The 13,933-nt window shown below is 62.5% G+C and carries 12 protein-coding genes; 4 read left to right on the top strand and 8 right to left on the bottom strand.

Annotated features, from left to right (window positions below):
- Positions 1–108 precede the first annotated feature (108 nt).
- The 8 genes from G9Q80_RS13990 to G9Q80_RS13955 all read right to left on the bottom strand — a co-directional run bounded on the left by G9Q80_RS13990 (position 109) and on the right by G9Q80_RS13955 (position 7,915).
- On the bottom strand, positions 109–1,647 hold the full coding sequence (locus G9Q80_RS13990) for a tripartite tricarboxylate transporter permease (protein ID WP_074622227.1): 1,539 nt from the start codon (positions 1,645–1,647) through the stop codon (positions 109–111).
- Between the two features lie 15 nt (positions 1,648–1,662).
- Complete coding sequence (locus G9Q80_RS13985; RefSeq protein WP_088714366.1) at positions 1,663–2,178, bottom strand: tripartite tricarboxylate transporter TctB family protein; 516 nt, start codon at positions 2,176–2,178, stop codon at positions 1,663–1,665.
- A 60-nt stretch (positions 2,179–2,238) separates the two neighbouring features.
- On the bottom strand, positions 2,239–3,225 hold the full coding sequence (locus G9Q80_RS13980; protein WP_043136894.1) for a Bug family tripartite tricarboxylate transporter substrate binding protein: 987 nt from the start codon (positions 3,223–3,225) through the stop codon (positions 2,239–2,241).
- Positions 3,226–3,519: 294 nt separating this feature from the next.
- Positions 3,520–4,605, bottom strand: a complete 1,086-nt coding sequence (locus G9Q80_RS13975; RefSeq protein WP_088714365.1) for a 2Fe-2S iron-sulfur cluster-binding protein — start codon at positions 4,603–4,605, stop codon at positions 3,520–3,522.
- Entirely contained in the window at positions 4,598–5,668 is a 1,071-nt protein-coding gene (locus G9Q80_RS13970) for an aromatic ring-hydroxylating dioxygenase subunit alpha (protein ID WP_088714364.1), read from the bottom strand. The genes G9Q80_RS13975 and G9Q80_RS13970 overlap by 8 nt, the downstream gene beginning before the upstream one ends.
- Positions 5,669–5,906: 238 nt before the next feature.
- On the bottom strand, positions 5,907–6,380 hold the full coding sequence (locus G9Q80_RS13965; RefSeq protein WP_069210713.1) for a MarR family winged helix-turn-helix transcriptional regulator: 474 nt from the start codon (positions 6,378–6,380) through the stop codon (positions 5,907–5,909).
- A gap of 54 nt (positions 6,381–6,434) precedes the next feature.
- On the bottom strand, positions 6,435–6,899 hold the full coding sequence (locus G9Q80_RS13960) for a MarR family winged helix-turn-helix transcriptional regulator (protein ID WP_052244242.1): 465 nt from the start codon (positions 6,897–6,899) through the stop codon (positions 6,435–6,437).
- 344 nt (positions 6,900–7,243) lie between these two features.
- Complete coding sequence (locus G9Q80_RS13955) at positions 7,244–7,915, bottom strand: GntR family transcriptional regulator (protein WP_088714363.1); 672 nt, start codon at positions 7,913–7,915, stop codon at positions 7,244–7,246.
- Positions 7,916–8,046: 131 nt separating this feature from the next.
- Here G9Q80_RS13955 and G9Q80_RS13950 point away from each other — a divergent pair, with 131 nt between their 5' ends.
- Genes G9Q80_RS13950 through G9Q80_RS13935 form a run of 4 tightly spaced genes read left to right on the top strand, consistent with a single transcriptional unit; the run spans position 8,047 to position 13,779 of the window.
- Complete coding sequence (locus tag G9Q80_RS13950; protein WP_232788155.1) at positions 8,047–9,372, top strand: malonyl-CoA decarboxylase; 1,326 nt, start codon at positions 8,047–8,049, stop codon at positions 9,370–9,372.
- Between the two features lie 38 nt (positions 9,373–9,410).
- Complete coding sequence (locus G9Q80_RS13945; protein WP_088714362.1) at positions 9,411–10,946, top strand: malonate--CoA ligase; 1,536 nt, start codon at positions 9,411–9,413, stop codon at positions 10,944–10,946.
- Between the two features lie 55 nt (positions 10,947–11,001).
- Positions 11,002–12,438, top strand: a complete 1,437-nt coding sequence (locus tag G9Q80_RS13940; protein ID WP_232788154.1) for an amidase — start codon at positions 11,002–11,004, stop codon at positions 12,436–12,438.
- Positions 12,439–12,459: 21 nt separating this feature from the next.
- Entirely contained in the window at positions 12,460–13,779 is a 1,320-nt protein-coding gene (locus G9Q80_RS13935; RefSeq protein ID WP_198549959.1) for a short-chain fatty acid transporter, read from the top strand.
- Positions 13,780–13,933 lie beyond the last annotated feature (154 nt).

The raw sequence follows: 13,933 nt of genomic DNA, 5'->3' as shown, positions 1-13,933 counted from the left end.
CTTTCGGGCGCCCCGGTTTTCGACGTGTGTTTGAAGAGGTCATGGCGCCATCCGGTTTTCAGAGTCCCCCCCCTACTAACCGGCGCAGTGCCAAATCCTCAAGAAAATTTATTCACCAGGATAATTACTGGGAACCTTCCCGCCCCTCTTACAGGCAAGCGGTCCGTACAGGCGATGCAGCAACGCGGTGATCAACGGCAGGGCCACCAGAAGGACGCAGATTGCCAGCAAAGTTGCCGAGATCGGCCGGTCGATGAAGATTTTCCATGACCCCTGGCTAATCATCAGGCTGCGCCGCAGGTTCTCCTCGAGTATCGGGCCAAGGATCAGCCCGAAGGCCAGAGGCGTCACCGGCAAGCCGATGCGCGAGAAAACGAAGCCGACCACACCGAAGGCAATCATCACGTAGACGTCGTTCATGTCGTTGCGGATAGCAAAGGCACCGATAACGCAGAACACCGCGATGAAGACATACATCAGTTGCGGAGGAATGCGCGTCACCAGCACGGCAGCACGGATCATGCCAAGGCCCAGCACCAGCGTCGCCACCAGCGCCAGAAGCACCGAGACATAGATCCAGGACACGAATGTCGGGTCGTTGGCAAAGAGCAAGGGCCCGGGCGTCAGGCCATGCACCATCAACGCGCCCATCAGCACGGCGGTGATCGTGTCCCCAGGAACCCCCAGCGCGATCAACGGAATGAGCGAGCCGCCGACGGAGGCCGAGTTGGCAGCCTCGGGCGCAACAAGGCCGTCAGGATGGCCGCTGCCGAATTTCTCGGGCTCTTTCGACAACCGCCGCTCCTGGGCATAGGCGATGGAAACCGCCACAGCGGATCCCGCCGCGGGGATCGCCCCGATGAACGTGCCGATCACCGAGCCTCGCAGCATGACCTTCCAGCGACGGGTCAATTCGGAAAGCGGCAGCATCACCTTGCCAATGGCCGGTCGCGCCGTCGGCGAGTCACCGAAACGCACAAGGTTCTGCAGGATCTCCCCCAACCCGAACAGGCCGATGATGACAGGGATCAGATTCAGACCCGATTGCAGCATGGGCTGGTTCATCGTCATCCGCTGCGCATCCGTGAGCGCATCGAAACCCACCATCCCCAGCAGGACGCCGACAAAGCCGACCACGCTGGCCACCAGTGTCGAGCCGTTTGACGCAAAGGACAACATGACGATGCCGAACAGCGCCACTGCGGCAAACTCGGGGCTGCGGAAATTCGTCGCGAAATCCGCCAGCACGGGCGCCAGCACGACAAGCAAGGCCAGCCCGACCATGCCACCCACGGTAGACGCCACCAACGCATAGTTCAGGGCATGCCCGGCCCGGCCGCTCTGTGCCATCGGATAGCCGTCGATCTGGGTAAAGATCGACGCCGGTGTGCCAGGCAGTTTCATCAGGATGGCCGATATCGAACCGCCGTAAACGCTCGACATGAAGACCGAGATCAGGAAGAGGATCGCCACACCGGGTTCCATCGTGAAGGTCACCGGCATGAGGATCGCCAGGGCCATCGTCGATGAAATCCCCGGTATTGCCCCCAGAACCAGCCCGAGGATTGCACCAAGCCCGACGAGGCCCAACATGGCAGGGCTCGTGGCGAAATCGGCGAGAACAGTGAAGAACGACTCAAGCAACATCGGTTCGGTCCTCTCTCAGACGGGCAGCGGAAGCGTCATCAGACGCACGAAGAAAAGATGGATGAATGCGGCGGTGGCCATGCCGAAGGCTGCCGCTTCGATCAGGTTTCGCCATGAGTGGCCGCTGATCGAGACGAGCAGTATGTAGATCCAGCCAATGGAAAAGAGCGCCACCGCGGCAGGCGTTCCCAGCAGGCGCATCGCTGCCGGCATCACCAGCAAAGTCAGCACGAAGCCAGCCGAGAGCGACCACTCCCGCACCGTGTTTACTATGGCCCCCGTGTGCCTGTGTTGACGCGCCTCACGCGCCCAACTCCAGGAACCGATCACCAGCAGAAGAAGGCCGGCGCCTGCGAGAATTGTCAGGCACAACTGGGACAGGAAAAAGGGGCCGGGGTCACCCGGCATCTGGTTTCCCGAAAACAGCGTGATGCTGTGACGGAGCAGAAGCCAACCCGCACCCGCCAAGAGGAGAAAGAAAAGACCGGCTGCAAAGGTCTTGCGGGCGGATTCTTCGATGGGCGGGGTCATGGCTGGCTCCTGTTTCGTGATTTTGGAAACGGGGCGACGACTGCGCCCCGTTCGCGGGCGTCACTTCCGCTTCAGTTCCTCAGCGACAAGGCCGGCGTCCTCCAGGATCGGGTAGACAAGCTCGACCTGTTTCGCGAGCTCTTCCGCCGCCAGGTCGGCTCCGCCCGGGCGCAGAACCATGCCGTTGTCCGCTGCGGCAGAGGTAAAGCCGGCACTGTTGATGGCCTGGAGCAATCCCTCTTCCAGCTTGGCCCGGACATCCTGCGGAATACCGACCGGCGCCACCAACATGACGAAATCATTCACCACGACGTCATAGCCCTGCTCCTTGAACGTGGGAACGTCCGGCAGTTGCGGATGGCGCTGGTCCGAAGCGACCCCGAGTACCTTCACCTTTCCGGCCTTGGCGTGCTCGAGGATCGGCGGGATCGGCAACGTCGCGGTTTGGACCTCGCCGGTCAGCAATGCGGTCACGGTAGGGGCATGTCCGGGATAGGGGAGCTTCATCATGTTCACGCCCAGCGCGTCCGGGATGACGCTTGCGAAGATGAAGGAGTTGCCGCCCTGCGGGTCGTTGCCATTCATCAGCGACATCGGGTCGGACTTCATCGCGGCGACGTAGTCGTCAAGCGTGTCGATCCCCATGTCGACGCTCACCTCAATCGCGCCAGGTTCGTCGCTGATGTAGGCAATCGGGTCCAGACCGTCGAGCTTGGGCGCTGCGGGGTTCATGAAGGATTGCGACACTGCGTGCAGCCCCATCACGCCGATGGTGTAGCCGTCTGGGTCGGCCTCGACGATGTGGCGGATGCCGGTCGATCCGCCCGCGCCGGTCACGTTGTCGACCACAACCGCGGTATCCATGATCTCGGACAGCTCATGGCCGATCAAACGGCCAACCAGGTCATGCCCGCCACCAGCGGGCCAGACGACCGTGATGTGGATCGGTTCGCTGGGGTAGGCATCCTGCGCAAGCGCGGACGTCATCGGGAGGCTGGCAAGCGTCATCAGACCCGTGACCGTGGCGAAGAGTTGACGGCGTTTCATGGCGTTCCTTTCGTCTTTTCCCTGTTGATTTCGGCAGGCACAGCCCACCTGTTCACGGCCCGCGCCTTGCAGCCCGCGACATTCTCGATTGCCCCTCATACCAGGGCAGAATTTCCTTATTTTCTTGCGGCCGGCAGGCGGCGCGCGTCATCGTCCCGTCACATAAAAGCGTGGAAAAATTCATTTGTATAGAAACAAATTTCCCAGCCGTATGTTTTTCCGTGCACACTATGTCCGACCTCCATTATTGCACATTTTTTAGGCATAATTTGCGGAAACAATGTGCAGAAAATGTCACATGTCGAGGGTCACGTTCCCTTTCGGGACCGAGCAACACAGGAGGACATGCCCCTCTTCGGGCGAATCGAGCGGCTCTTCGGCATAAGAAATATCGCCGGCAAGCTTCCGGCAAGCACAGGTGCCGCAGATGCCGTCACGACATTCAAAGTTCGGCTCCAGCCCCTGGGCCTCGGCGAATTCAAGGAGGGTTTCGCTGGATCCATCCCAGGTGAATTCGAGGTCCGACCGTGCAAATCTGACCACAGGACCAGCCCCGTCAGACGTCGCCACGGGTCTCTCAGGGGGCTGCTGGCGCGACGCTTCGGCAACGGCTCCGCCAAAAGACTCCTGGTGAATTTCGCAGTCCGGCACGCCCAGGCTGACCAGCACCGCCCGCATCGCCGTCATGAATCCGTCCGGCCCACAGAGATAGACACGGTAGGCATCCTGCGGCAGCAGCATGCGCAGCGTCTCACGGTCGAGGAGACCGATAGACTGGCAACGCCCTTCGGCAATATCCTCGTCGCCCCCTTCAGCGTAGGCGACATGCGTCGTTACGTTCGGCGCGGCCTCTGCCAGCGCCCTCACCTCGGCTGCGAAGGAGTGTTCTTCAGCATTCTGGCAGGCATGCACAAACCATGTCGGCCGATCCGGCTGACGGGCCAGCTCGGCAAGCATCGCCAGCGCCGGCGTCACCCCTATCCCACCGGTCAGCAACAGGACCGGACGCTCATCCTCCGCTAGAACGAACTTGCCCCGCGGCTGTTCGGCCCGGAATTGCGCACCGACCTCACCCACCTCGTGCAGGTAGCGTGAGCCCCCCTTCCCCTCCGGCTCCAGCTTGACGCTGATCCTGTAACCGCTGCGGTCGCGCGGGTCCGAGGATATCGTATAGGTCGATATGGGCCGCTCCGGCAGGCCAAGGCGGATCGGAAGGTACTGGCCCGCGGTGAAGGGCGACGCTTCGCCCTCCACAACCTTGAACCGGAAAGAAACGACGTTTCGGCTTTCCCGCACACGCTCTGTCACCTCTAGCGTCAGCGGCGCGGTCTGTCCCGTATCAAGCATGCCAGATCCCCCCGTCAGCAAAGCATCAGTCATGATAGACGAAGGACGCGTTGGTCTCGGCCGAGGCGTCGAGCGTCCGCTCGGTTTCCAGCAGATCGTTGATGCGCTTGCGGTAGACCATCGGCCCCCGGTCGATGGCGATACGGATCGGTCGACGTTTCATCGGGCGCTGCTCTTCCGCATGCACCGCCTCCAGGATCGCCTTGTCCTCGGCAAAGGCGATGCGGAACATTGCATCAATCTTGTCCGATGCTTCCTCGGTATCGACCGCGGTGTTCCGGAGGTGCATCCAGCGGTCGATTGTATATCCCTCGTCGACCGGTGTCATGAAGTGCAGCGCAAGAACGCGGTTCCCGCTATCCCGGTCGTCCTCGGCAATCTGGTCGGCCGCGTCCGCCGAGCCGAAGTCGATCACCGCGATCGACGGCAGATGCAGGTGGTAGTAGTGCCAGCGGTCGACGTTCCCCTCAAAGCCACCGAATGCCTTGAAGAAACCAATCGGCTCCGCATCGCGGATCCACCGCCAGGCGGTGATGGTCTCGCCTTCGGTCGAGACATGCACCGGCACGTTCTCGGATGCCGAATTGCCCAGCGTCGTCGGGTGCACAAAGCTCACATGCGCCGGGTCCACCAGGTTTTCGGCCACGTTGAGATAGTTGGATTCCAAGTGCAGCGCGTCACCGTGATGGGCATGCCAGCCCGGGTCGGTGAATTGCGGCAGATCGAAAATCGCATCCGGATCGGCGCGGTGCCGCTCCCCCATCCAGATCCAGACGATCCCGTGTCGCTCTTCGATCGGGTAGCTTTCGACAAAGGCCGAGGGCGGGATCTTGTCCTGGCCCGGAACCCGGGTGCACTTGCCGTCAGAACCGAAGGTCAACCCGTGGTAGCCACATTGCACCGCATCACCGATGCGCTTGCCCTTCGACAGCGGCAACAGCCTGTGCGGGCACCGATCCTCCAGCGCGGCAACGGTGCCGTCCTTGCGGCGATAGAGAAGGATGTGATCGCCAAGAATGGTGAAGCGCCGCAGTTCATCGTCGACCTCGCGCGACCATGCGGCCACGTACCATGCATTCCGAACCAGAGTCGTCATCCTATCACTCCCGAGCTTGCGTTCATAAACAGGCTCTCCCGCAGGGGCCAATTTGCTACGTACTCAAAGTAAAATGACTCAGATCAATTCCGCAACAGATTCTTTTGTATCAGCCGAGAATCTTAGGTTCTCCCTTGATTCCGCTCGAATAATTTCCAAGGACCAGATGAATCTGGGCGCCCACAGTCTGAATTTTACAACGAGTACGCACAAATTCAGCGAAGCAGGCAGCGAGACTTCAGTCTTCGGCCGCGAGCACTTTCCGCAGCAGCTCCATGAAAAGTTGCTGCTCGATCACGGTGAGCGGTTCGAGCAGTTTCTCACCCGCTTCAACGCTGACCGGGATATGATTGATCGCGCATTGGCGTCCGGCCTCGGTCAACTCGATAACCGACGAACGCTGGTCCTCGAGACTGCGCCTCTTCTCGATCAGCCTTTCGCGCTCAAGCTTGCGGACCACCACTGTCGTGGTGGACGGATCCATCGAGGTCAGCCGCCCAAGCATGCTTTGAGTGACCGAACCCGCCTTCAAAAGCGTGACCAGCGCCACGAACTGCGTCACCGAAAGGTTGGGGTGTCGCACGTTCTGGGTAAAAAGCTGCGCCCCGCGCTGGTGGACACGGCGCACCAACTGCGCCGGATGGTTACGCGGATCGTAGGCTTCGATCATCGCGGAAACATCACCGGCAGGCTTTGTGGTGTGGTCGCTCATCGCCCCTGACCTTTCCGCAACCTGGCACCCCGGGCTGCACGCACAACGCGCCAATCAACTCAGCTTTGCCAGCAATCGCAGGATCGTGCGCCGCTCGGCAACGGTTAGCGGCGCCATCGTTGCCTCAGTGATCTCCGCCATCACGGGCATCGCTGCCTTGATCAACTCCCTGCCCTTCGCCGTCGCCTCGATCACGTATCGGCGGCGGTCGACCTCGTCTTTTCGGCTCATGACGAGACCGCGGGCCTCCAACCGGTTGACGACCCCCTTGATCGTCGCCGCATCCATCGCGACACTCCGTCCAAGCGCATTCTGGGACTGTGGGCCGGGGCTCTCGACCAGGCGAAACAGGGCTGAGAACTGCGTAGGCGTCAGCCCATCCAGCATCTTTTCGCCAAAAATGGTCATGTGCCGCTGGTTTGCCTTTCGCAAGGCATAGCCGATCTGCTCGTCCAGAACGTAGGCCTCAATGGCATCCCCCGAGCTGTCGTTGCTCGGATCGTGTTTCATATCGTCCATTGGGCTCTTCTCACTTTCCCGGCTATACCGATGCCAGCATCAAACATTCAATCGGTTTCGGCGCCACCTGCAGGCGGAAACTCCGGAACAAAGCGCAGATCGACATCGAAGATGCCCTTCCTGGTCCAGACAATCGGCCCACACACATCATCAGCACTTTTCATTAGTATACAAATGTATTCCCGGTCAGAGCGCAAGCCCCCTCCTGCAAGTGCGAACCTACAGGCAATCTCAAGGCCACACTGAACCGCCTCATGTTCACAGCCGCAGCGCCTGAGCAGGATGATGCATCACGAGCAAGAGAACAAGTTTACCCCAGGGGGGACAATGACGCGTTTTGTCGATCAGACGGGGCCGTGTGGCGCGTCCGACCTGAGCGCCGCGAGCATGTCATGGAACCGGTCCCCCTGGACCAGAACGTGATCCCGCATGGCCTTTGCCGCGGCCGCATCATCGCCATTGCGAATCGCCACGACCACGGCTTCATGTTCTTCGAACGAACGCTTTACCCGGTTGCGCACCCGCAACTGGATGCGGCGATAGGGTTGCAGCATCGCATGAAGGCGCATGGCCTCCTTGGCGATGAAGCCATTGTGCGTCGCGTGGTAAATGCAGGCGTGAAAGGCCGAATTCTCGGCGTAGTAGTCGTCGATCCGTTCCTCCTCGGCCAGCTGTCGGCAAACCTCGTGCCGCGCTTCGAGCTCGGCCAGCTCCTCGCGGGTGATCCGGCGGGCGGCCAGACGGGCGCAGATGGCTTCGATTTCGGCCATAGCCTCGAACCGTTCGGCCAGCTCCTCGACGTTCCATTCCGATACGAAAGTGCCCTGCTTGGAATGGACGCGGACAAGCCCCGAGGCTTCAAGCTGTTGCAGGGCATCACGGATCGGGGTTCGCGAGCATTCGAACTCCTCGGCCAGTTTCGCCGGGTCAAGCCGCGCGCCGGGGGCGAATCGGCCATTGACGATCGCGTTTTCCAGCGCCTCGCGGATCCGTACCGTGTTTGACACGCGCGCCATTGGTGAAGCCTCCCCCAAGAATTGTTCTGAAAACATATAAGCTTGCTTTCGAAACATCCAATCCTCATTCTGTTATATACAACAGATCGGCAGAAATGTATAACCAGGGCAACCATCCCGGAGGAGAGTTGATGCCCAACGCGAACATCGCCTTTCTGAACGACCTGCTGCAAAGCATCGGGTCGCGCATGCGCCCAGGGGCCGTGTCGAAATCTTCGGCCCTATCCGCCGAAGACAGGCTTGCCGAGGGATGCAGCGCCTTGATGCGCCTGGGCGGCGAGGCCTCGCAGATCGTCGTCGCCGAACAAGCCCTTGCCGCCTTCGCAGAGCTCGACGACACGGCCAAGTTGCGGTTCTTTCAATCTCTTCTCGACGATTACAGTGCTGACCCGGCTGCCATCAGGGCCGCCTATGCGGCATGGGAGTCAACACAATCCGAAGAAGACCTGGAACAGCTGTTCAAGGCAGTCGAACCGCGGCGACAGGCCTTGCTGCGCGCGCTCAACCAGGCTCCCGGCGCCACGCTGCAACTGGTGCGGATGCGCCAGGACCTGCTGCGGTTGCTGCGCGAAGACCCGGGACTTGCGCCACTGGACACGGATTTCAGCCATCTGTTCGCGTCCTGGTTCAATCGCGGGTTCCTCGTGATGCGCCGGATCGACTGGAACTCGCCCGCCGCGATCCTGGAAAAGATCGTCAGCTACGAGGCGGTGCACGAGATCCGGGACTGGGATGACCTGCGGCGCCGTCTCGACCCGACCGACCGGCGCTGCTACGCCTTTTTCCATCCGGCCACCGGGGACGAACCGCTGATCTTTGTCGAAGTGGCGCTGTGCCAGGGTATCCCCGACCGGATCGCACCGCTGCTATCGGAACGGACGCAGCCGGGCGATGAGGCGCCGGACACCGCCGTCTTCTACTCGATCAGCAACTGCCAGCCCGGTTTGAAGGGCGTCTCTTTTGGGAACTTCCTGATCAAGCAGGTCGTCAGCGATCTGTCCACGGAATTGCCGCCTATCCGCAATTTCGCGACGCTGTCACCGGCGCCGGGGTTCGCTCGCTGGCTGTCCAGCGTGGACGAGGCCGAGGCGCAGGCGCTTGCCGCCGATCTGGCCACCGGACTGTGGCAGACCGACAGCGAGGAATGCGAACGCCTGGCACCACGTGTCGAGGCATGGGCGGCCCGGTATTTTACCCAGGCAAAGACGCCCTCTGGCGCACCCGCCGATCCCGTCGCGCGGTTTCACCTGGGCAATGGCGCCTCGGCCCATCGCATCAACTGGCCGGCCGATCTCGCCGAGGGAGCGCTGAAGCGCGCGCACGGCGTGATGATCAATTACCTCTACGAACTCGACCAGATCGAGGCGCGGCACGAGGCCTTTGCCAACGACGGGACCATAGCCTGCGGACCGGATATGCGCCGCGCCGTGAAGGCGGGCACCGCGCCGAGCGCCTGATCTCCCCCTGAAACCGAAGACAAAGCGAGACAGCTCAGATGACGTGCACGATCCACGACATGTTTGAAACCCAATGCCGCGACAACGGGAGCAAGATCCTGTTCGAACGCCCCGGCCTGTCGTCCATGACGTTCTCCGAAGCATGGGACCGCGTCCTGAGGTTCGCCTCTGTGCTCGAAGGGTCTGGCGTGCGCCCGGGTGACCGGGTGGCGGTCCAGGTGGACAAATCCGCCGAGGCGGTGCTGCTCTACCTGGCCTGTCTTCGGGTGGGGGCCGTCTTTCTTCCGCTCAACTCCGCCTATACCGGGGCCGAGATCGACTATTTCCTGGGCGATGCCGAACCGCGGCTTTTTGTCTGCACCCCGGCGACGTTGCAAACCCACGCAGCGCGCGCCTCGGAGACCTTGGCGGTCGAGAGCCTTGGCGCGGCGGGCGACGGCACGCTGATGGACCGCGCGGCCGGTGCCGACCAGCATGACAGCGCCGTGCCGTGCAAGGCGGATGACCCGGCGGCGATCCTCTATACATCCGGGACGACCGGGCGTTCGAAAGGCGCGGTGCTGACGCAGGGCAACCTGGCCTCCAACGCGAAAGCCCTGAACGACATCTGGCATTTCACGCAGGACGACAAGCTGATCCATGCGTTGCCGATCTTTCACACCCACGGGCTGTTCGTGGCCTGCAACATGGCCCTGACGTCCGGGGCAACGATGCTCTTCCTGACCCGTTTCGACGCCGAGGAGATCATCGACGAGATGGCGGATGCCACGGTCCTGATGGGTGTGCCGACATTCTACACGCGGCTGTTGAAATCGCCGCGTCTGGACCCGCTGACAACCGCCTCGATGCGTTTGTTCGTGTCCGGATCGGCGCCGCTGCCGGAAGAGGTCCACGCCCGCTTTGCCGAACGCACGGGCCACACCATCCTCGAGCGGTACGGCATGACGGAAACCTGCATGATCGCCTCCAACCCCTATGAGGGCGAACGGCGCGTAGGTGCGGTTGGCTTTCCCCTGCCGCAGGTTCAGGTTCGGATCACCGACCGTGAAGGCGGCAACACGCTGCCCCGGGGCGAGACCGGCGCGATCGAGGTCACAGGCCCCAACGTCTTTCAAGGCTATTGGCGGATGCCGGAAAAGACCGCGGCAGAGTTCCGTGAAGATGGCTATTTCATCACCGGAGACCTGGGCCGGATCGATGCCGACGGCTATCTGCACATCGTCGGCCGGGACAAGGACCTGGTGATCACCGGCGGCTACAACGTCTACCCCAAGGAAATCGAAACACTGATCAACGCGCTGCCGGAGGTGGCGGAATCCGCCGTGATCGGCGTGCCGCACCCGGATTTCGGGGAGGGGGTCACCGCGGTTGTCGTGCCGCAGCCCGGGGCTTCGATCGACAGAGAGCAGTTGTTGGCCGCGCTGTCGGACACGCTGGCCCGCTACAAGCAACCCAAACAGGTGATGGTGGTCGACGAACTGCCCCGCAACGTCATGGGCAAGGTGCAAAAGAACGACCTGCGCAAGCGCTTCGCCGATCTCTATGCGCCCTCGGAAACCGCCACGGACTCATGAGGAGGGCGCCGAATTGGCCACATTGACAGAAACAAAACCCATGGGAGGACCAGAAATGACATCGAAACCGGAATCCACGGATGAATTCATCGCCATGACGGCGACAGAGGCCGTCGGACTGCTGAAATCGGGAGAGGCCACGCCGCTCGACTTTCTCGACGCGGCCATTGCGCGGATCGAAGAGATCGAACCGGATGTGAACGCACTGCCGATCCGCTTTTTCGAGGAGGCCCGCGCCGCGGCAAAGGCGTTTCCGTCGCAGCATCACGACGGGGCCGACAGGCCCGGATGGCTGGCCGGACTTCCGGTGGTCGTCAAGGACTACAACGACGTTGCCGGACAGGTGACCACCTATGGATCGCCGATCTTTGCCGAGAACCGCGTGGAGCAGTCGGATTACACGGTGCAGACGCTCGAAGAGAGCGGCGGCATTCCGATGGCGAAATCGAACGTGCCCGAAATCGCCGGGGCCAATACCTTCAACCCCGTCTTCGGCGCCACCCGCAACCCTTGGGACCTGCGGATGACGGTCGGCGGCTCGTCCGGCGGGTCCGCAGCCGCGCTGGCGGCCGGAGAGGCATGGCTGGCCACCGGCAATGACCTGGGCGGCAGCCTGCGCATCCCGGCCAGCTATTGCGGAATCGTCGGCCTGCGCCCCAGCGTCGGCCGCGTGCCGCGCGGTGCCGGACTGCCGGCCTTCGATCCGCTCTGGGTCGAGGGGCCGATGGCGCGGAACGTCGCCGACGTGGCCCTGATGCTGGATTCTCTGGCGCATGGCCACGGCCACGATCCCCTGTCCGTCCCGGCGCCCGCGGTGCCCTTTGTCGAGGCGGTCAAGGCGCCCAAGGCCCCCAAGCGGGTCGCCTACACACCCGATCTGAACCTGTCGCTGGTCGATCCGGACGTGGCCGAGATCTGCCGCAAGGGCGCCCAGGCCTTTGCGGGCCATGGCGCCACGGTGTCGGAAGAATGCCCTGATTTCTCGGGCGGACTGGAGGCGTTCCAGACCCTGCGCGCGATCCTCGTGGCCAGCGTCCGGGGTGACCTGCTCGAGACCGACCGCGACCGCGTCGCGCCGGAGATCATCTGGAACATCGAGAAGGGCCAGAACGTCACCGCCGATGAGGTGCTGCGGGCCGAGCGCGCCCGCGCCGCCATCTTCCACAATGTTGCGAACTTCTTCGAAACCCATGACATCCTGGCTTGCCCGACGGTCGCCGTGCCGCCCTACCCGGTCGAACAGCGCTTCCCGACCCACATCGGGGACCAGGAGCTGACGACCTACATCGACTGGATGTTCCTGACCTTCGTCATCACCCTGACCGGCTGCCCGGCCATCTCGGTGCCTTGCGGGACAACGCGCGAGGGGCTGCCGGTGGGCCTCCAGCTGATCGGCAAGCCGAAGGGCGACTTCGACCTTCTGTCTGCCGCGCAGCTTCTGGAATCCGAACTGGGTTTCGCGGATCGGATGCCGATCCGTCCCCGCAAGTGACTGCCGGAAAGGAGATCCAAAATGATCAAAGGCATCACACGCGCATCCGTCAACATGGTCGAACGTTACCTCCCGGATGCTTTCGTGCTCGTCCTTGTCCTGACGCTGGTCGTCTTCGGGGCCGGTATGCTGGTCGAGGGTCACGGCCCGGTTGCGATGGCCGAATTCTGGGGCGACGGGTTCTGGAACCTCTTGAGCTTTTCCATGCAGATGGTGCTCATCCTGGTGTCCGGCTTCGTCGTTGCCAGCACGCCGGTCTTTAAACGCCTCCTCCAGGCACTGGCCAAACTGGCCCGCAGCCCGGGCCAGGGGATCGTGCTGGTCACGGTGGTCTCGCTGATCGCGGCCTGGGTCAACTGGGGGTTCGGGCTTGTGATCGGGGCGCTCTTTGCCCGCGAACTGGCACGCTGCCTGCCCAACCTCGACTATCGCCTTGCGATCGCCAGCGCCTATAGCGGTTTCATGGTCTGGCACGGGGGGCTTTCGGGCTCGATCCCGCTGGTCATCGCGACCGAAGGCCATTTCACCGCCGAGATGATCGGCATCATCCCCACCAGCGAGACCATCTTCTCGGTCATGAACCTGGGCATTCTTCTGGCGCTGCTGATCGTGATCCCGCTGGTCAACTGGCTGATCACGCCGGCGGCCGGGGATGCGGTGACCGTCGATCCTGCCAAACTCATCGATGAAGAACCGAACAGTGAAGAGGTGGCTGACACGCCATCGACAAGGCTTGAAAACAGCATGATCCTGTCGCTGATCTCGGGCCTGATGGGAATACTCTATGTCGGCTACTACATCTTCGGCACCGACGGCGGGCTCAACCTGAACATCGTCAACTTTACCCTCATCTTCGCCGGGATCCTGCTGCATGGCCGTCCGTCGCAGTTCCTGACCTCGGTCAAGAAGGCGGTGAACGGCGCCAGCGGTATCATCGTCCAGTTCCCGTTCTATGCGGGCATCATGGGGATGATGGTCGGCTCCGGGCTGGCGGTCACCCTGTCCGAAGCCTTTGTCTCGATCTCGAGCGCCGAGACCCTCCCCTTCTTCACCTTCCTGTCAGCTGGCATCGTCAACATGTTCGTGCCCTCGGGCGGGGGCCAATGGGCGGTACAGGCCCCGATCATGCTGGAGGCAAGCGCGGCGCTTGGGGTCTCGCCGGCCCGCACGGCAATGGCTGTGGCCTGGGGCGATACCTGGACCAACCTGATCCAGCCGTTCTGGGCACTGCCGGCGCTGGCCATCGCGGGCCTCTCTGCCAAGGACATCATGGGCTATTGCCTGATCGTCCTGGTCGCAACGGGCGTGGTGCTTGGCCTCGGGCTCACCTTCCTGCCCTGATCCCTGCGACGACCCAAAGGCGGGCGGTGCTCTGCGCCGCCCGCTTTTCGTTGAGGCCCGAGAGGCCCGTCGGATCGTGGAGGCCGACCCGGCCCTCCCCTTAGCCCCCGCCCGGCAAAAGCCACACCTACGGAGGGGTTCAAGGACGGGGCGG

This window comes from Mameliella sp. LZ-28, from assembly GCF_012274245.1.
GTDB classification, from domain to species: domain Bacteria; phylum Pseudomonadota; class Alphaproteobacteria; order Rhodobacterales; family Rhodobacteraceae; genus Antarctobacter; species Antarctobacter albus.
This window is presented reverse-complemented; position numbering and strand designations above follow the sequence as displayed.